Origin of the sequence: Streptomyces sp. NPDC126499, from assembly GCF_040302485.1 — a bacterium.
Classification (GTDB): domain Bacteria; phylum Actinomycetota; class Actinomycetes; order Streptomycetales; family Streptomycetaceae; genus Streptomyces.
In genome coordinates, this window is the sequence record NZ_JBEOUO010000009.1 from 86388 (window position 1) to 104490 (window position 18103).

The window sequence follows — 18103 nt, forward strand, 5'->3', positions numbered from 1 at the left end:
GAAAGCCCCGGTCCGTGGCGGCGGGGCGGGGGCGGGATTAGATGAGGCCCCAGACGGTGATGCACCGGTAGTCGAAGGTGGCCGTCGAGGCGGAGTTGACCCGGTGCTTCATCGTCACTGTGAGGGTCTCGCCGGCTACCAGGCCGGTGAGGCGCTTCGTCAGCGACAGCGACAGGTTCGTTGTGCCGGAGCCGGACCAGATCAGGGCGGCGTTGTCGTTCTCCGTGTACACGGTGCCGGACGTCGACCCGACGCCCCGCCAGCTGGTGATCGTGTTGAGCGAGCCGGAGTTCCGCTGCGTAGATCGGATCGCGACCATGACGCGGCCGGAAGGCGGGACGGTGATCGTGGTGCTGAGGGCGCCGCCGCTGGCGTCGGTGAAGGTGGTCGACGTGGTCGTGCGAGACGAGGTGTCTTCGGCCTCATTGCTGTCGACGGTGATCAGGGCGTCAATGTCCTCGGCCAGGGTCTGGTAGTGCTCCCACAGCCGGTTGTGGTCCGTGGACTCGGGATACGTGATGCCCTTGGGTGTCTGCTGGGTCATCCGCGCCTCCAGTTGATCGTCATGGTCCACGCCGCGGACCATGAGGCGCGGCCGGCAAGTCGGATGTAGGGGTCGTCGGAGGTGATGCTGATGGCGAGGCCGCCGCGTGTTCCGTCGACCATCGCTTGGGCCCACGAGGTGGGGATGGCGAAGGCGTTGTTGGTGGCGTTCACGGCGAGCGATGGGCCGGTGGTGGTCTCGTTGAGTGTCGGCGCCCCGGAGGGCCGTGTGGACTGGGTGACGAGGCGCAGGGTCGCAGTCCGGGCGGCGTAGTCACCGCTGGTGAGGCGCCGCACTTGGACGGTGGCGCCTGTCACGGTCGCACCGGCGAGGGACCGCGGTGTGGAACCGTAGAAGACGCAGCCAGTCATGCGGCCGAAGGACGAGCCGGTGTAGCGGCCCTGGTAGGTGTCGGCCGAGTTCACGGCGCCGATGTCGGTCCGCCACACGCCGTCGCGGTAGGTGGCCGTGGCGACCGGGGAACACACGAGCCTGCCTGTCTTCACCACGGGCTTGGGGTCAGGTGAGGTGTCTCCGCCGTCCGGCCCCGATCCGGCCGCGGGAGGTGTGGGCGGTGATGAAGGGGCTGCTGGGACTTTCGCGATAGCCCAGTAGGTGGGGCCCCGGCGCACGAAGAGCAACTGGTCGTTGGCGGCGACGGTCAGGCCAGAGACGACGCGGGCGGTGACCTCGATGCCGCCGACGCGCACGACGCACGCCCCGCTCGACGAGGCTGTCAGGGCGACGCCCTGGAGGGCGCCGATGCCGGCCAGGCTGACGCGGGTATCTGCGAAGTCGGGCATCAGATCACCCTCACTGTCAGCGTCATCGCCTCGGTCGTGTAGGGCAGGGTGAAGGCGTCGATGATGCAGGGCTGGGAGGTCAGGCCCGCCCCTGTCACGGAGACCACGTCGCCAGTCATCAGGCCTGGGTGGGGCAGGGTGGTGACGGTGAGTTTCCGCGAGGCGTTGCGGCGCAGTCTCTGCAGGGCAGTGTTGGCGGCGGTGCGGCACTCGGTGATGGTTCGTAGCAGCGGTGAGTGCATGCGGTAGGGGACGGGGAGCGGGTTGAAGTTGCCGCCGTATCGGAAGGGGCTGCCGCCCTGCTGGTCGTAGGCAACACCTTGAATCTGGTTGCCGCTGGCGTCCTCGCCGGACGCTACGACGGCGTTGTAGGCGCCGTCTCGGCTTGCGGATCCCTGCCAACGAACGACCGTCCCGTCAGCGGCCTCTGTGAGATCGAAGACGGGGGTGCCTGACTCGTCGAGGGGCTCGACCACCAGAACGCCGTCTTCGGTTACGCGGGCGTCCGCTGGCCATGCGGCCACGACTTCGGTTAGTGCAGCCATCCGGTCGTCGTCCCACTGCATTCCCAGAGGGACGGCCCGGTCCGTGAGGCCGCCGTCGATTACGGCGGTGAGCGCTGGCTCGACGAGGGCGCGGACGACGCTGCCGAGGGTGTCGGTGCTCGATGGCTGGAAGGGGGCGACGAACCGTGCCTCTTCGATGAGGCTGAGCAGGCCGAGGAGGGTGAGTTCCACCTCGTCGCCGTCGGTGCTGGAGTCGTCGATGAGGAACCATCCGCGGTTGATCCACTCGGTGTGGTTGCCGACCTCGATGCCGTAGTCGATGCGAAGCTGCTGGCCGTAGGTGGCGAGGGGGTGGTCTGGGGTGAGAGGGGCCCAGTCTGTCCCTCGGTCGCGGCGGGGGACTCGGAGGGTGATGCGCTCCGGCACGGCCATGGAATGGTCGCGGGTTTCGCTTCCGGCGGCGATAGGGATTTCGTCCGCGAGGAGTTGGCCGCCCAGCCATGATTCGGCTCGTATGCGCATCTTCTGGTCGCCGCGGACGATGGCGAGCGCTTCGTCGGACATGCCCAGCATGGATCACCCCCAGTCGTACAAGGCGATGTCCAGGAGCGTGCCTGGGAACGCGGTGGCGAGGTCCTGAAGCGAGGTGAAGTTGTCGGCGATGTCCTGCAAGGTGAAGCCGGCGGCCTCCAGAGTGTCGGGCCACGGCTCGGCGGCGTCCGCTTCGAGCGTCCACACGACTTGCTCGTCGTACCAGGTGGGGTCTTCCTCGTCGGAAGGGATCGCGTAGTGGCCGTCGAGACGGGCAAGTTGCGTGCGGTGCCGGATGAGGATGACGCCTTCTGTTGCGGAGTCGAGGACAGTGTCCAGGTCGGTCGCCGCGGCGTCACTCTCCGTCTTGAGCACCAGGCTGAAGGAGGGCGCCGAGCGAGGCTTTGACACCATGACGCGTCGGCCGCCTACGTTGAAACGGGTGGCGTCCCGGTCTCGCTTCCTACTTGAGGTGGCCTGGAGTCGGACGGCCGCACCGATGCCGGTGATGGCGTCGCTGATCACGTCGCTGCTGACGCTGGAGGTCAGAGAGTTGGAGGTGATAACCCACTGGACGCCGTTGACGTCTGTGAGGACAGCGACGTAGGAGACCGGGACGCCGAAGGGCTGCTCGCCGTCGACCCGAAGTAGCACATTGCTGCCGGTCACGTCGACGGCACTGGCTGCGCGGACGACGGTGCGAGCGGTGCCCACCTGTCGGTACACGGTGACCGTGGAGACGTTCTCTGCCAGGAGCCCGGTGACGGACACCAAATTGCGCGGCGGGAAGACGCTTTGTGCCGTGGCTGTGATGCTGGCCGAAGCTTCCCTCAGCCGCAGCACGCCCGCGGCGCCAGTGGAGGCGACCGCGAGCGTCGCGGTGACGGTCGAGGTGGTGGTTCCCGAGCCGGCAGTGACGCTGCCGGTTGCAGTGCCGAGACGTGCGTCGTGACCCGTGGCCACGGAGTCGTCGGCACGTTCGGTGAACGTGCCGAAGGTGATGCCGCTGGCTGTGAGCCCTTCAGCCGACAGGGAGGCTCCGGCCACGGGCAGGGCGTAACCAAGAAGCGCGAGGTCACCCGAGGCCCACGTGAGGGAGGTAGCGCTGGCCGCGGAGAAGCCGGTGCCCGAAGTGGTGTCCTCGCCGAACGCTGCACCCCACCGCCAGCCGGTGCCTGCGGTGCGGGCGAGGGTGACGACTCGGCCGGCGAGGAGGCTGTTGGCATCCCCTGCGGGGAGCGCGGTCGTCGGAGCTGCTTCCCCGCCGAGAAGGACGCGGGTGAAGAACGTCAGGCGTCGCGGCCCCGTTCCTGCGCCGTAGGTGCCTCCGCCGCCCGACGAGCTTCCTGCCAGGTTCCAGCCAGACGGCGTGGAGGGGACCGAGTCGTTGGTGTGTGCGGAGACGACCTGCAGCACGGCAAGCTCTCCCGCGACCGCCCCCGCCGGGATGGCGGGGGTGATCGTGGTTGTGGAGTTGGAGAGAGCACCGATGCTGCTGTAGGAGATCGTCATAGCGCCCGGCCCACCTTTGCTCTGTAGGCCTGGGCCTTCTCCGACTCGCGAATCATCGGCTGCACCTCGACGCGGACGATGTCGCGGACCTCCCGGTCCCCGATGAACACGCGAGCGGCTACGTCGACGTGGATCGGCCCTGTGCCGCCTGGAGCACCTGAGGTGAAGTGGCGACCGGACAGCGTGCCTGGCGCCCGCATTGTGTTCAGGCCGTCGAGGAATCCGGGCCCGTACTTGCGGACCGCCGCGGCCCGAATGACGTACTCGCCGGCCGAGAGCATGGCGGGCACGCTGTCGCTCGTCGACGAACCGGCACCGAGGACCATACCGCCGGTCGAGTAGCGGTTGATTCGCCCGCCACCAGCATGCTTGGAAATGCCTCCCTCGCCGCGCTGGGGGCGGCCCACCGTGTTGTTCTGCACCGTCCGGTGCACCGTGGTGACCGTAACCTGGCGGTCTCGAAGGTTGTCCAGGGCCCGCCGCAGCGCTGCCACGCTCGACTGCGCGGCGTTCGTCGGCGCCGTGACGCGGACGTCCTTGCTGCCAGGGATGCTCTTTACCGCGTAACCGGCCGCCTGCAGCGCCCGCACTGCCTCCCCGGTGGGCGCCTTGATGACCACTGTCTTGCCGGGCTGCAAGTTCGCAACGGCGTCGTACAGGTCGTTGATCTGACGGATGGCATCGGCTGCCCCAGGGGCCGCCACGTCGGTCTCCGCAGACACCGGAAGCTGCGCGTAGGCTCCCGTCAGCTCGTCGATCTGCTCGGTCGTGAAGTCGGCTTGCGCCATCGCCTGACGCAGCAGACCGATGTTCTTGGCCAGAACAGCGTTGCCCGCCTCCTGCGAGCCCATCTGCTCGGAGACGGCCTGGGCGTGCTCCATCGCTGCCTTTGCGGCGTCGAGGAACGCCGTCTTGACCGCGCGACCCTTCTCGGTGGTGACGTCCAGGGAGTGGCCGTTCTCCTCGACGGCCGTGGACAGCTCCGCCAGGGACTCCCGGAAGGAGATCTCGCCCTCGGCGGCGGAGATCGCGGCGCCGTTGAGGGCGTTCAGCGCATCCTGCAGCTTTTCGGCCTCGGTGCGCTGATCAGCCATTTCGTCCGCGGTCATCGCGGTTGCATCGCCGAGGGAGCCCTGGGAGTCGGCCGCGAGCTTCGCCTGGGTGTCCGCGTTGGTCAAGGCCTCTGCGTACTGAGGCAGCAGCGTCCGAAGCTTGTCGGCGGAGGTTCCGCTCGCTTCGGCTTCGGCGGCCAGCCTTTGGAAGTTCTCCGCTGCCAGCTGCGCGTTCCCAGACTTCACCAGCGAGGCCATGGCCTCGTCAATGGCCTGCAGTTTTTCGACGGCTGCGTCGAGACCGGGGCCGCCGTGTTCGGTACCGGGGTCGAACGTCCCGAAGAAGTCCTCGACCCGGTCCAGGACGCCCGGGTGAGCGATGCGGGCGACGGCCTCGCCGAAGCCGTCGAGATCGGCACCGAAGTTGCGTGCCAGCTCGCCGGCGACCTTGCCGCGCTGCGCGAAGTCGACCAACGCGTTCGTCATCTTCGTGACGTTGGGCGGCGCCTCACGGAACTGCTCGGCGATCTTGTTGATGCCCCAGCCGATGGCGGTGAGGGTTCCAAGGACCAAGCCGAGCCGCCCAAGGGTCATCAGCTGAGTACGCACAACCTGGGCGGTGATGCCGAGAGCCAGGAGCTCCCGCCGGACGAGCAGGATCCTCGGAAGGAGAAGCAGCATCGACGCGCCGACCAGACCGATCACGCCGACCAAGCCGGTGAGCAGGCCGGTGGCTTCCTGGAGGCCAGGCGGCAGCTGGTTGTAGATGTTCACCAGACGAGTGATCCACTGCACCATGTCCCGCAGTGCGGAATTCGCGGCCGTGCCGGTCTGGATAAGCGCGGTTTCCAGGGCGCTGCGGAGCAGTTTCAGGTCGCCGATGAGGTTGTCCATGCGCGTCTGTGCGACCGCGGCGGCGTAGCCCTGGTCGTTGACAGCATCGGTGTACCGGCGAATGCCTTGCTCGCCGTACTTGTAGAGGATGTTCGCGGCGCGGACCGCGTCACTGCCGAAGATGACGCCCATGGCGGCGTTGCGGGCCTCGGGCGTCAGGTTCTTGAACGCGGTCTGCATGCGCCCCGCGAACTCCTGAAGGCCGACGAAGTTGCCCTGGGCGTCATACGCTGACAGGCCGAGCTTGTCCATCGTGGCCTGGGCTTCCTTGCTCTGGGGGGTGAGCCTTTGGAGCATGACCTTGAAGCTGGTGCCGGCGTCGGAGCCCTTGAGGCCCTCGGCGGCGAACAGGGTCAAGGCGCCAACGGTGTCCTCGATGGACAGTCCGGTCTGGGAGGCGACCTGACCGGCCATGCGAAGCGACATGCCCATCTGGTGTACGTCGGTCGTGGACTTGTTGGCCGCGGCGGCGAGCAGGTCGGCGACATGGCTCATGTCCTTGCCCGAGAGGCCGAACACCGTCATAGCGTTGGCGGCGATTTCGGCACCTTCAGCGACGTCGACCTCAGCCGCCGCTGCGAGGTTGAGGGCGCCAGTGAGCGCGCCGCCGGTGATGTCGGCCGTCGAGACGCCCGCCTTCGCCAGCTCGTGCATCGCATCCGCGGCCTGTACTGCCGAGAAGGCGGTCGTGCGGCCCGCCTGAAGCGCTGCAGCCCGCAGCGTCGCCATCTCGCCCGCCGAGGCCTGTGAGACGGCCTTCACGTTGCTCATGGCCTTCTCGAACCGGGCTGCAGCGGCCACGGCGAACCCGAACGCGGCAACCAGAGCCAGGCTGCCGCCCTGCACAGCCCTGAGGGTCCGCGTCTGGTTCTCCCCGATGCGCGCCATCGTCCGGGCAGAGTCCCGCATCGAATCCCGCATGCTTCGCGCTGCGCGGTCCGTGTTGCGGGCCGCCTCGGCCATGCGCGCCCGGAAGGCGCCGATGTCCGCGGTCAGCAAGACGGAGACGGTACGGACGGCCACGGCTCACCTCAGCTCTTCATGACGTGGACCTGGAGCCCTCGGGTGTCACCGCCGTTGGACTCGTGCTGTCCGATGGCGCGGGCCGCTGCCGCACAGGCGTGGCACTTCGTCAGCTCGCCGCGCCAGGCGAACTCGTTCTTCGGGTCGGTGGCCTCGTCCCATGGCTGGTGACAGTCGGGGCAGCGATCCGCCTCCACGTAGTGCAGGGCGAGAGCCCACTGTCGGTCCTCGTCCAGCCACATCGGCTCGCCCGGCTGTGGCCACGGCCGACCCAGGAAGATCGAGCGAGGTACGCCCCAGGCCCGCGCGGTCTCTACTTCCCGTCGGTGCGGGAGGCGAGGATCGCGGAGGCGTGAAGCGAGAAAGGGACCGCCGTCGCCTCCCCGTTGACCTGCCACGCGGCGTCGATGAGCTGCTGGCGCTGTCCCACGTTGAGGGCCTCGAACAGCTCGTCCACCTCGGCGGGGGTCATCGCAGGGTCGACCGCGCACGCCGAGACGAGTGCGGGCGCCAGGGTCTCGGCGTCCCATGCCTCGTCCGGTGTCTTGCCGGGATGCTCGGCCACCAGATCCGACCACGCCTTCGCGCCGAGGGCGCGGAAGGTGAACTCGACCTCGGCGTCCTTCATCTGCTCCTGAAGCTCAGCCATCCGCTCGGCGATCGCGGCCGAGGGGTTCTCCTCCGCCATCGACTGCGGCTGCCAGGTAGAGACGGCAGACAGCTCGGCCTGCAGCCGGTCGTACTCCGCGGCAAGGTCGCCGGCCACACAGATGCGGATGGAGTGCTCGCGGGGCCGAGCCTTCGCGAGGATGTCCTTGATGTCGGGCATCAGGCGGCCACCACGGCAGACGTGTCGGGCTCCTCGCGGAGCTTCATCTGCGACGTGAACTTGGCGACCTCGTTCGGCGCCGGCGGGATGGTGTTCCGCTCGCCGCACTCCACGGGGTACACCTCGACATCCTGACCGGCAGCCCAGGCGGTCGTGTACGAGAGCACGCGGCGAACCACCAGGTAGCCCATCGTCTGGTAGGTGAGCGTCGACCATGGGAGGTCGTCGCCCGCGTTGTCACCCCGCTTGAACGTGACTTCCGGAGTGAAGCTGCGGCGACCCGCGCGGTTGGTGGTGAACGTGGACGCCAGGCTGGAGTTGTCCACGTCGGCGGTCTCGGCCGGGATGTTCAGGCCGTCCGGTGTGATCCGCTCGGTGAAGTCGAGGCCGGCGTTGAGCTCGGCGACGGTCGGGGCGGAGATGTTGGCGATCGTACTCACCCACACGACGCGGGTCTTGCCGTCGTTGATCACGTCAGACACGGCGTGCCTCCTTCGGGGCATAGAAAAAGCCCCGACGAGGCGGGGCGTGCAGGGGTCTGAGTCCGTCAGATGCGGATGGCTGCGACAGTCACGCTGGTCACGCCGGAGTACGTCACCGAGGCCAGACCCGAGTCGGAAGCGTTCGCGAACGGCGAGGCGGGGACCGGGATCATCATCTCCCCCGACGCGCCGACCGTGTACATCGGATCCGGATTGGCCACCGACCCGTAGTACGTGCCCGGCGCCACCAGCGTCACGGTGATCGAGGAGCCGCCGCCGTTGATGACGTGCAGGAACGTGCCCTTCCCGGGCTTGAGCTTGTCGCCACCACCGGAGGCCGCGGCGTAGGTCGGATCGAGGCCCGCGGCGCCGATCGTCTGGACGGAGAGAGTGGCCACAAGAGCCTCCTAGCTAGTGGACCGGACCGTGAACTGGATGGGCGTGTAGTAGAGCGGTGGAGTCACGTCGTCGTCACGCTGCACCGGAGGACCCCCCTCGTCCTCCGCCCGGTACGCGACCCGGCCAGCGACCGTCAGCGGCCCCCACAGCGCCGTGCGGACCTTGTCGGCCAGCCACAGGCAGCGCTCCTCATCCGGAGCCACGCAGGTCACTTGCACGACCGTCTGGAAGTCGGTGCGCCGGTCCGCCAGAGACTCCGAGATCGACTGGCCCGGCGCCACGTACACCACGACATACATGTGGCTGTCCGGTGCCGGAACCGGAGCCCGGCCCAACCCCACGGCCAAGCCCTCGGCCTCCAGAGCGGCCACCACGGCGTCTCGGTGCGGCAGGACCGCGGGGGCAGTCATCCGCGGCCCATCTGCGCGCCGATCGCCGCAATGTGCGCCGTGAACGCCGCGGCCTCGGCTGCCAGGGCCCGAGCACCGTCCATGTGAGGCGGGTTGTTGACCGACCCGAACTCCAGCAGGTTGCCGAGGGCGCCCTGAGGCCGGCTCTTGTCGGGTCCGATCTCCGCCGAAGCGCCCGTCGGGTGCGGCAGCATGCTGTAGCTGATGCTCAGCGGGTAGAGGCGGGCGTGCTGGCCGGCCGTGGCCGTCGCGTTCGCCCGCCAGCCGTTCTTGATGTTCAGCGCACCCCGCGCCACCACGGCACGAGCCTGCACCTGCGCCTGGACAGCGTTGACGCGGAACACCGCCGCCAAGGCCTCGAGCTGGCGAGTATCGATCTCGGTCATGACCTGTCCTCCGCGATGATCCGCCACGCCGTGGCCGTGGAGCCGTACTGGACACCCGTCACCCACAACCGGAGGCCGCCCAGTCTGGGGTCTGGCGATGCCGATACATCCACCAGATCCCCCGGCCTCAGACGGTCACCGGACTCGGGCGGCGCCGTCGAGAACGGGACGCTCACCGTGTACTGGCGCAGCACGACCTCGCGCTCGCCCGCTTGAGCATCCGTGTCGGAGGCGCTCAAAGGCTTCACCCTCGCCGGCCCCGTGTAGAACACGACCTCCGGCAGACCCGGCAATGTCTGACCGGTCTCCCTATCGAAGACGTCCGGTCCAGGCCGGTACACCGTGACCGTCTCCCGCATCAGCTCCGCCGCGGCAGAGCGGCCCGCAGCGAGGGCCTCCTCGAGCTCGCTCACTTCACTGCCACCGTCCCGATGCGCCGACGGTACGCCGACAGGGTCGACTTGTGCGCCGGCGACAGGGCCCCGACGCCGAGCGTCTCCGTGGCGTAGGTGCGGCTGTAGTCGTCGATGGCCACCGAACGCAGCCAGGTTGGGTTGGACACCGACATGGACGCCAGATCCAGGCACACGGCCCTGACGTCGTCCGGTACCTCCGGCCAGCCGTGGGTGTAGGTCACCTCGACCAGGCCCGGGTCGGGGTAGGTCGTGGTGCCCGGAAGATGCCGCCAGCCGCCGGTACGCAGCAGACGGTCGCCTGAGAGCACCCAGTCGGCCAGGACCAGGCTGCCCGCCTTGACCTGGGACACGGACTCCACTGGCCGTTGCGGCAGAACGAGCTCGGAGACGTCGAGGATCCGCAGAGTCACCACGTCGTCCTCTACACGAGTGATGTCCTGCCTGGTCCATCTCCGGATGGCGGCGGACGCCAGCGTGAGCGCCAGGTCGGCGGTCGCATCCGGGAGATCCGACCGCTGTGTCAGAGCGGCCAGGTCGGCCGCCGTAGCAAACGGGGGCAGGGCCACGGCGGCCTCCCTTCATCAGCGCTTACGCGCCTCGTCCAGCTCCTGCCGGACCTTCCGGGCGTGCTCGGGGTCCGTCTCCGGGGTCGGCTTGCCTGCGAGAACGCCTGCCACGGTGTAGTTCTCCTTGGGCGTCGGATCCACGGGGACACCGATGTAGCCCTTGCCCTCCGCCTCGTCGACGGCCGCCTGGACCTCTGCCTGCGCCTCGTCCTTGGGGGCGCTCTTCCGCTCAGCCATGGGTGTTCTCCTCAGCGCCTCGAGATGGTGACTCGGACGACGCCGCCCGGGTCGGTGATTCCGGTTCCGACTGCGATCGACCGCCACTGGAGGGTGTCTCCCGCCGTGAGGTCGAGGTTCGCGGCGGTGCCGGACAGGGTGATCGCGCGCTCGTCGTTCGCCGCAGCGTTCACGCCGGAGTCGAAGGACAGCGTGGCAACTGTGGTCGAGCCGCTGCCGGCCTGGCCCTTGTTGACCACCGTTACGGTGCGGTGGTTCGTTGCCGCGCCGGTGATGGCGGCTTCGGGGACGTACTGCACCGAGGTGACGGTGCAGTCGAACGGCGCCTGCCCGAGGACTGTGTCGTCGGACGCGTTCGCCGTCGACACGGCGGGGACGTTCCGCTCGATGACCTGCACGTAGGGAGCAGTGGTCATGGCTTGTACCTCTCTTCCTGGGTGCGGGTCAGTACTTCAGGACGGCGGCCGGGTAGCGGTTGGCTTCGACGGCCTGCTCGTTGTTGATGGGGTTCGAGACCTGCCAGCCGACACGGAACGTGAGACGGACGGCCGTCATATCCTGCTGGGCCAGGTTGAACATGATCGCGCCGGTGTTGTCCTGGATGACGGCCTGGTCGAGGATCTTCATCGTGATGTCCTGGCGGACGCCGAGGACGAACTGGCTGAAGTCGCCGCCGAAGAGGCGGGTGTTCGTGCCAGCGCCGCCGCCGGACGGGAACAGGCCGCGCATCGCGTAGGCCACCGGCAGGCCGTCGAGGGTCTGCAGGTCGCCCGAGACGCGGGTCTCGTCGAGCTTGCGGCCCTGTGTGTCGCGGGCCCTGCGCAGCTTGGACTTCGCCGCGGTCGAGGCGACCCAGCCGTCGATCTCGTAGCCGTCGGCCTCGACCTTCTCGTACAGGTTGTCCAGGTCGCCGAAGAACCCGCCCTGGGCCGCGGTCGAGCCCTCGGTGACGCTGTTGCCGGCCGCCGTCGCCGCGGTGGTGATGTCCGACGGCCAGCTCGACGGCGCGTTCGTGCCGAAGAAGATCGCCGCGTCGAGAGTCCGGCCGAACGCCTCCGTCAGGAGAGGCATGGCCTCGTCCCAGATGTTCGCGTCCACGTCCGCCAGCACGTTGTCCGGCACCGGCATGATCGTGGCGATCTCCTCGATGTTGAGGAACTTGTTCGACCAGGCGACCTCGGTGGTCTGCTTCAGACCGGTGTCGCCACCGACGAAGTAGGCCACCGGCAGGGCAGACAGGACCGGGAAGCGGACCTGGTTGCGTCCGACCGGCACCCGGCGGAACAGGGAGAGCGCGGCGGACTGCTCCGTCGCCTTCCCCAGCATCTCGTTGGACACTTCCTCGGGGATGAGCGCTGCGGCGTCCGTCCGCGAGGTCACGTTGTTGTAGGCCATGGTCCGGCCTCCTCCTGGGTTAGTGCCGGCCGGACCGATCCGTGCCGGGAGTGGTTCAGCCCAGGCCCGCCTTCTGGCGGATCAGGGCGTTCATATCGGTGGGTGGGGTCGCGGTGGTGCGGGCGCCACCGTCGAAGGACGGCGGAGCCTGCTCCTTGGCGAGGTGCGGCTTTCGCTTCAGCAGGTCCGCCAGAGCCTTCTCGACGGCCTTCGTGTCGACGTCCCCGTCGTCACCGATGAGCTCGTCGACGTTGAGGAACGCCGCGGCGTCGGATGGGTCAGCGAACTGAGGGGCGGCCAGGGCCCGGATCTCGGCCTTGGCCACTCGCCGTGCTGCCTCGGCGGCGCGGGCGTCAGCCTTCGCCGCTCGTTCGGTCGCCTTCTGCAGCTCTGACTTGTCGCGGTCTTCCAGCTCCTGCAGGCGGGCCGCCTGCTCCCGGCTGGCCTTCTCGGCGGCTCGGGCCCGCTGCTTCCATTCGGTGAGGGCCTTCTCCCCAGCCGGGCCGAGCGGCGCATCCGAGCTACTGCTCGGCGGGCTGGTCTCAGCGCCCTCGGGAGCGCCAGCAGGCTCCGAGACGGGGGTCGTGTCGGTGGATTCGGACATGGTGCAAGCTCCCGTTGCGGGAAGGGCCTGGGCGTTGCGCCCGGCCGGTGGATGGTTACGGCCCCGTGAGGTAGCCGAAGCGCCGGAGCATGGCGATGGCCTCATCGCGGGACCCGGCGAGTCTGTAGATCTCCTCGGGCAACAGCCTGGGAGTGCGGAGCTGAAAGCCCCGTCCGGATGGCGCCACCTGCCCGCGCGCGATGGCTCTCGCCCGCTCCGCACGGTGAAAGGCGCCGCGGCGGGTGGTGCCCTCACGCGTCGCCTGCAGCGTTCGACCGTAGGCCGCGGCTGTGTACATGCCGCGGCGGGCGTTCACCACAGATGAGATGTCCGCGCCGTCCCGGATCGCGCGTGCGCCGGCGATCGTGAAGATGCGGTCCTGCTCGGCACGCGAGAGCGACTGGAAGTACCGGTTGGCATCGACAAAGCCGCGAGGCCCGCCGCGGCCCGTTGTCGGGAACATCTCCTGCCGCTCAAGCTGGCCGCGGCGAAGACTGCTGCGGGCGATCAGTGTGGCCGGCATGTGGATGCAGTCGCACCGCGGATGCCGCTGAAAGCCGGCGTTCCAGCCGAACTCCTTGCCCGACAGGATCGCGCAGCGGGCACAGCATGGTGCCGTCGCGACCCGGATGTAGCCCTGGATCGTCCGGCGCCCCGCAATCCCCGCACCCGTCGCCGTGCGGCCGGCGTCAGCCACCTGTGTCGCCGACATCCGCAACAGCTGATTCAGGCCCCGCATCATCGCGTCTACCTGATCCGCCCCAACAGCGATGGCCTCCTTTGTGGTGACCACGGGGATGTACAGCAGCGAGTCGAGAGCGCGCCCGTCGGAGGCGTAGCCGGCGAAGGCCTGAGGTCGGATCCGGCCGCCGATCGCCGGATCAGCGCCCCCAGCGGCGACCATCGCATCGAGGTACGGGTCAGTTTGCTCGGCGGCCCTCAGCTGGCCTGCCGTTACCGCCTCGATCACCTGCGGGCCCACCAGTGCGGCCCACGATGACGAGAGATCCTGCCAGTTCAGCTGACGCCACAGCGCCTGGACGCGGTTGTTGGTCGAGCGGACCACTCGCTGCTGGGCCGCGTAGTACCTGCGGGCGATCGCCTCGGCTTGCTCCGCCACGGCTCACTCCCCGACGGCCGCAGGAACGCCGTCCTCGGGGATCCCAGCCTCGGGCTTCGCCCCGTAGCCGGCAGCGAAGTCGCCGTCCATGGCGCGGTCGAGGGCCTCCTCGTTGAGCCGGCGCCAGCGCTCGATCTCCTGCGGCGTCGCACCCCACCGCTCCCACAGCACCTCGCGCGGCACGCCAAGGGTGCCCATCTTCACCAGCGCGTCGACGAGCTCGCCTTCGGTCCGCCACTCCGGGGACTTCCACACGATTCGGGCCTGGGACGAGGCGATGCCAGCCAGGCGCATCGTCCGCTCCAGACCCTCCTCGAGGAAGCGGCGCCGCTGGTAGATCTTGTGGATGAGCCCCGCTTCGGCGGCTTTCAGGGCTTCGGCGGACAGGTTGACCATCGAGCCCAGCAGGTAGTGCGGCGGGGTCGAAGTGATCGCTGCGATGTCGGTGACGTCGGCCTCCTTCGCCTTCAGGTAGCCGCTCAGGTCGGCGGCGGCGAACTGGCCAAACTTCGCTCCGGCCTCCTCCGCGATGAGGATCTTGTTCACGGCGACGTCGAACGGCTCGATCTCCTGGCCGTTCTCGTCAACCGGGATCTCCATGCCGGTCGCCCACTTCTGCGGAAAGGCTGCCGCCTCCTGGGTCATCATCCGGTCCGTGATCGTCTTGTTGATCCGGTCCTGAATGCCGGTCACCGAGCGAAGTTCGGATGCGCCCGGCTTCAGCATCCGAGGCCGGTTCGCGAGCTCCCCGAAAGGCACCTCGCCCAGGACGTTCTTCCCGCCCCACTCCTCGCCACGCACCTCGCGCCTCACCCAGCGCGGCGCCTCCCCTACCTTCAGCTCCGGTGCGTCGAACTTGTAGATCCGGTCAGGCAGGTAGACGGTGCAGCACAGGCGCCTCGTCCAGTCGTCCATCCACAGCTTCAGGGCCGCCGCCATCTCCCCTGCGTTGCCAGGCATCCCCTCGGTGATGACCTGCGTCGGGTGCTCCGGGGTGATCCGGAAGCCGCGGCGTCCGTCCGGCGGTGACACCAGCATGTAGGCGTTGCCGCGGATCGCGGCCTCCAGAAATGCCAACTGGCTGCCGCCGTCGAGGTTGTTGTCCTGCCACAGCGCCCAGGCCTCTTCGTCTGATCCGCCGTCCACGTCCGACTGGAAGCCGGCCACTTCCAGGCGGCCCACGAAGGCGTCCACCACGAGCTCGCAGTAGTTCGCGCGCGACATCTTCAGCAGTCGGCGGAACGGGGCGCGGGCCCGCTCGTGAAGATGGGGAAGCGGGTGCTCACATTCGTAGTAGTCGTCGAAGACGTTCGTCTCCTCGGTCCGCTTGCACAGGGCGTTGTACAGGCGGTCACGCCACCACTCAGGGGACTGGACAGCAGGCTGAGGCATCCCGCCCCCTCTCGATCAGAAGCCGCGGGCGCGGCGCCTCTTCGGCTTTGCCTGGCCGGCTGCGATCGCGTCGCCAGCCGCTTCATGGGCGAGGATCGAGCACATGCCGAGGTCGATCTTCTGGGCCTCGGACGCCTTCTTCAGGACGTACCGGCCCGCCAGCCGGGCGCCCTTGCGCATGTTCCTGATGTGCTGGCCGGCCCACTGGCAGCCATCGTGGCGGAAGGTCGAGTCCTTCTTCGTTACGTCCGTAGCCAGCCGCTCAGCCGCACCGTGCATCTGCGCGATCCGGTTCGTGTACCAGCGGGTGACGACTTTCTCCCCGTGCTTCTCGGCGAGCGTGTCCACCTCGGACTCCCAGTACGGCGGATCAAGGTAGGCGCGCACTACCGTGAAGCGGTCGAAGATCTCATCGAACGCCGCCATGACCTCCAGGCGCGGCACCTGACCGCCCCAGTCCTTCGGGTTCCACACGGTGGGCAGCTTGTCCGGACCGTAGGCAGGCGTGAACTGGTAGCCGTCCAGCGTCTCCAGGCGGATTCCGGTCCAGTCGTCGATGTCACTGCCGTCGAAGCCGAGCGTCACCACGGCGCCGTCCTCGACCTCGCGCTCCTCGCGCAGCAGGTCCCAGCGGTCGCCGTCGATGTACGCGCCCGTGCCGGCCACGACCCGGTTCAGGTAGAACCGCTCTGCCTGTGCCGGATCCTTCTCCGCGATCTCGATCAGCTCGCCGTCGATGCGGTCCAGGTCAACCCAGCCGCCGGCGAGCACGGAGGAGTCTCCGTAGGCGATCCGCAGCGCCTTGTGCCGCTCCCGCTTGTTCGCCAGGGAAGCCGGTGCCGGAATCCGGTGATCGCGGTACACGTCCTTGACGGACGCCTCCGCGGTCCGCTGGGCAACCGACTGCTCGCTTGGGTCCCACGCGTTCGTTGTCTCCACGGCCCGGCCACCCGTTCCGGACAGGTTCCGGCGCTGGGTCTCGGCGAGCTTCCAACCGCCGTTCGCCTCCAGCCAGCTATGCGTCTCGTCCTGCACGGCGAACGTGATCCGCTGACCAAGGCGAGCCCGGCCGGAAGACGTCACCGGTTCGATGCGTCCCCCGCCCGGCGTGTTGATCCGCGTCTCGCCCGTGTCGTGCACCAGATCAGCGAGGGGACCTTCGTCGATCATCGGCACGAGGGCTCGGTAGACGTTGTCCGTCTGGTCCTCGGACGTCGCCGCGATCTGGATCCACGGCGTCTCCCACGCCCTGCCGACAGGCTCCCCGTAGGAGTCCCAGCCGGCGAACCGAACCGGCCCGACCGCCTCGGCGCACACCATGGCGCACGTCAGCGGCCCCTTGCCCCACTTCTGCGGGCGGACAAGCTGGCTGCGGCGGTACGCCCAGGCAGACCGCCACCCCTCCTCGGTCGCCGTCTCCCGCAGCCGGTAGTGCCAGGCCAGGAACGTCCACATCTCATCGGTAAGCAGGTACGGCTCGCCGATCTGATCCCCGTCGGGGATGACGCAATGGGCCTCAATCCACTCGCCCACCTGCCAGCCCAGGGTCGGGAACTCGCCGGGATGCTCAGGACCCCGCCACGGCATCGAGACCACCCTCGACGACAGCCTTGCGAAGCACCCCGAGGTCGACCGGGCCGTCCATGACCACAACCAACGGCAGGTCGAGCAACTCCTTGAGCCTGTCCATCGCAGGCGCGATGCCCTCAGGGTCGAACCCCTGGCAACCGATCACCAGAATGTCCCCCGGCTCGATCACGACGATCTGCGCCATCAAGCACCCCCCGCAGCGCTACCCGGATCCACGATCTTCAGCCTCTGCCGGGCAGTCTTAGGCGCCGACCGAGCACTGCGCTCCTGGCGCTGCTCCGCCACCTCGTCCGGCGCTATCTCCCAGCGCAGCCGCAACATGGCGAGCGGCGTCAGCCCGAGCCGGTCGCCGAGCTGCCGCGCCTCCTTCGAGGCATCCAGGTCCCCGAGTTCCGCCTGGACCTTCCACCGGACGTACTGAGCGACCTCACGAGTCCAGCCCAGGCGCTCCCAGGCGACTGCCTGCGGCGTGGCCCACAGGTCACGCCACAGCTCGGCCTCAAGCTTCTGCTGGGCCTCGATCTGCTTGTCGAGGATGTTCGCCCCAGTCTCGGCCGCGGCCAGCTTCCTCTCCGCAGCCGCCTTCGCTCTGCCGGTCAGGTCCGGCTCCAACAGGGCCAGTTCCAGCTCGTCGGCCTGTCGCCTCGCCATGTCTCGCTTGGCCGTGGTGACGACGTCATCCATGAGCGGCCACCGCGGCGGCTCGCCCTTCCTGCCCCCTGCCGGCAGCCGAGTCATGGCGACAGTGGCGTTGCGCCTGCGTCGCTCCCCGGCCGGCTTGGGAGGCGGTCCCATACCTGCCATCGTGATCACCCTTTCGTGCCGTTGCGGCACGTCAGCACCAGCCGTTGCGGCAGGCGCGCGGTTCACGTTGCGTCACTAGACGCGTGATCTTGGACTTCCCAGACCCGTACAGGGATCGACGGCCCTCCCCGGCGGTCCGGGCAAGATCGCCGGAGGGAGCCCCTCCCCACCCCGCCGGGCACGCTGCGTGACGATCAGTCGGTCTCGTCGTCGCTCGGGGTCAGCCTGGGCGCCGCCTTGGTGCAATGAGCGGTCCGCTCGACCGTGACCATCTCGCCTGCTTCCCAGTCCGCGACCCGCCGGCCTGCGGGGTCGAGATCGAAGGCGTGGTACCAGATGGTGTCGCCTACGAGACGAATGGCGTGGTCGGCTGAGACGGTGTTCGGGTCGATGCCGTTGGCATGCAGCCAGTCGGCCAGCGCCTCACGGTTCCGTCGCATCAGGTACGGGCTGAAGGTGACCGTGGTCGGCTTGCTCGCTGCGGTCTTGCTGGCGCTGCTCTTGCTGGTCACTGGTTGAACCCTCCGGGCTGGTGCTGGGCTGTCTCGCGGGAGTGGCATGGACCGCACAGCCCGCGCCCGTGCTTGGGATCATCGGGGTCCTGGCCG

The 18103-nt window shown here is 68.7% G+C and carries 23 protein-coding genes; all 23 read right to left on the reverse strand.

Annotation, left to right across the window (positions count from 1 at the left end; genetic code table 11):
* Positions 1-37: 37 nt before the first annotated feature.
* On the reverse strand, positions 38-544 hold the full coding sequence (locus ABTZ91_RS15515; protein WP_352077659.1) for a hypothetical protein: 507 nt from the start codon (positions 542-544) through the stop codon (positions 38-40).
* On the reverse strand, positions 541-1347 hold the full coding sequence (locus ABTZ91_RS15520; protein WP_352077660.1) for a hypothetical protein: 807 nt from the start codon (positions 1345-1347) through the stop codon (positions 541-543). The genes ABTZ91_RS15515 and ABTZ91_RS15520 overlap by 4 nt, the downstream gene beginning before the upstream one ends.
* Positions 1347-2417 carry a DUF5047 domain-containing protein gene (locus ABTZ91_RS15525; RefSeq protein WP_352077661.1) on the reverse strand — a complete coding sequence of 357 codons (1071 nt, stop codon included), beginning with the start codon at positions 2415-2417 and terminating at the stop codon, positions 1347-1349. The genes ABTZ91_RS15520 and ABTZ91_RS15525 overlap by 1 nt, the downstream gene beginning before the upstream one ends.
* A 12-nt stretch (positions 2418-2429) precedes the next feature.
* A complete protein-coding gene (locus ABTZ91_RS15530) occupies positions 2430-3896 on the reverse strand; it encodes a hypothetical protein (protein ID WP_352077662.1) in 1467 nt (488 codons plus the stop codon).
* A complete protein-coding gene (locus tag ABTZ91_RS15535) occupies positions 3893-6841 on the reverse strand; it encodes a phage tail tape measure protein (RefSeq protein ID WP_352077663.1) in 2949 nt (982 codons plus the stop codon). Before ABTZ91_RS15535 ends, ABTZ91_RS15530 begins: the two co-directional genes overlap by 4 nt.
* Before the next feature lie 32 nt (positions 6842-6873).
* Positions 6874-7107, reverse strand: a complete 234-nt coding sequence (locus ABTZ91_RS15540) for a hypothetical protein (protein ID WP_352077664.1) — start codon at positions 7105-7107, stop codon at positions 6874-6876.
* Between the two features lie 71 nt (positions 7108-7178).
* Positions 7179-7694, reverse strand: coding sequence for a hypothetical protein (locus ABTZ91_RS15545; RefSeq protein WP_352077665.1), 516 nt, complete (start codon positions 7692-7694; stop codon positions 7179-7181).
* Positions 7694-8176, reverse strand: coding sequence for a hypothetical protein (locus ABTZ91_RS15550; protein WP_352077666.1), 483 nt, complete (start codon positions 8174-8176; stop codon positions 7694-7696). Before ABTZ91_RS15550 ends, ABTZ91_RS15545 begins: the two co-directional genes overlap by 1 nt.
* A gap of 65 nt (positions 8177-8241) precedes the next feature.
* On the reverse strand, positions 8242-8574 hold the full coding sequence (locus ABTZ91_RS15555; RefSeq protein WP_352077667.1) for a hypothetical protein: 333 nt from the start codon (positions 8572-8574) through the stop codon (positions 8242-8244).
* Positions 8575-8583: 9 nt separating this feature from the next.
* Positions 8584-8949 (reverse strand): hypothetical protein, encoded by a 366-nt coding sequence (locus ABTZ91_RS15560; protein ID WP_352077668.1) that lies wholly within the window; start codon positions 8947-8949, stop codon positions 8584-8586.
* A 32-nt stretch (positions 8950-8981) separates the two neighbouring features.
* Positions 8982-9371, reverse strand: coding sequence for a hypothetical protein (locus ABTZ91_RS15565; RefSeq protein ID WP_352077669.1), 390 nt, complete (start codon positions 9369-9371; stop codon positions 8982-8984).
* Positions 9368-9784 carry a DUF6093 family protein gene (locus ABTZ91_RS15570; protein ID WP_352077670.1) on the reverse strand — a complete coding sequence of 139 codons (417 nt, stop codon included), beginning with the start codon at positions 9782-9784 and terminating at the stop codon, positions 9368-9370. Before ABTZ91_RS15570 ends, ABTZ91_RS15565 begins: the two co-directional genes overlap by 4 nt.
* Positions 9781-10353, reverse strand: a complete 573-nt coding sequence (locus ABTZ91_RS15575; RefSeq protein ID WP_352077671.1) for a hypothetical protein — start codon at positions 10351-10353, stop codon at positions 9781-9783. The genes ABTZ91_RS15570 and ABTZ91_RS15575 overlap by 4 nt, the downstream gene beginning before the upstream one ends.
* A gap of 15 nt (positions 10354-10368) precedes the next feature.
* On the reverse strand, positions 10369-10590 hold the full coding sequence (locus ABTZ91_RS15580; RefSeq protein WP_352077672.1) for a hypothetical protein: 222 nt from the start codon (positions 10588-10590) through the stop codon (positions 10369-10371).
* An 11-nt stretch (positions 10591-10601) separates the two neighbouring features.
* Complete coding sequence (locus tag ABTZ91_RS15585; protein WP_352077673.1) at positions 10602-11006, reverse strand: hypothetical protein; 405 nt, start codon at positions 11004-11006, stop codon at positions 10602-10604.
* 28 nt (positions 11007-11034) lie between these two features.
* Positions 11035-11985, reverse strand: coding sequence for a phage major capsid protein (locus ABTZ91_RS15590; protein ID WP_352077674.1), 951 nt, complete (start codon positions 11983-11985; stop codon positions 11035-11037).
* A gap of 55 nt (positions 11986-12040) precedes the next feature.
* The gene (locus ABTZ91_RS15595; RefSeq protein ID WP_352077675.1) at positions 12041-12589 is read right to left on the reverse strand and encodes a hypothetical protein; all 549 of its coding nucleotides are present in this window, start codon (positions 12587-12589) and stop codon (positions 12041-12043) included.
* 55 nt (positions 12590-12644) lie between these two features.
* Positions 12645-13709: a hypothetical protein gene (locus tag ABTZ91_RS15600; RefSeq protein WP_352077676.1), complete on the reverse strand. Its 1065-nt coding sequence runs from the start codon at positions 13707-13709 to the stop codon at positions 12645-12647.
* 3 nt (positions 13710-13712) lie between these two features.
* Complete coding sequence (locus tag ABTZ91_RS15605; RefSeq protein WP_352077677.1) at positions 13713-15101, reverse strand: phage portal protein; 1389 nt, start codon at positions 15099-15101, stop codon at positions 13713-13715.
* A 15-nt stretch (positions 15102-15116) separates the two neighbouring features.
* Positions 15117-16688 carry a hypothetical protein gene (locus ABTZ91_RS15610; RefSeq protein ID WP_352077678.1) on the reverse strand — a complete coding sequence of 524 codons (1572 nt, stop codon included), beginning with the start codon at positions 16686-16688 and terminating at the stop codon, positions 15117-15119.
* Positions 16669-16875: a hypothetical protein gene (locus tag ABTZ91_RS15615; protein ID WP_352077679.1), complete on the reverse strand. Its 207-nt coding sequence runs from the start codon at positions 16873-16875 to the stop codon at positions 16669-16671. The genes ABTZ91_RS15610 and ABTZ91_RS15615 overlap by 20 nt, the downstream gene beginning before the upstream one ends.
* The gene (locus tag ABTZ91_RS15620) at positions 16875-17375 is read right to left on the reverse strand and encodes a hypothetical protein (RefSeq protein ID WP_352077680.1); all 501 of its coding nucleotides are present in this window, start codon (positions 17373-17375) and stop codon (positions 16875-16877) included. The genes ABTZ91_RS15615 and ABTZ91_RS15620 overlap by 1 nt, the downstream gene beginning before the upstream one ends.
* A gap of 314 nt (positions 17376-17689) precedes the next feature.
* Entirely contained in the window at positions 17690-18007 is a 318-nt protein-coding gene (locus ABTZ91_RS15625; RefSeq protein WP_352077681.1) for a hypothetical protein, read from the reverse strand.
* Between the last annotated feature and the right edge of the window lie 96 nt (positions 18008-18103).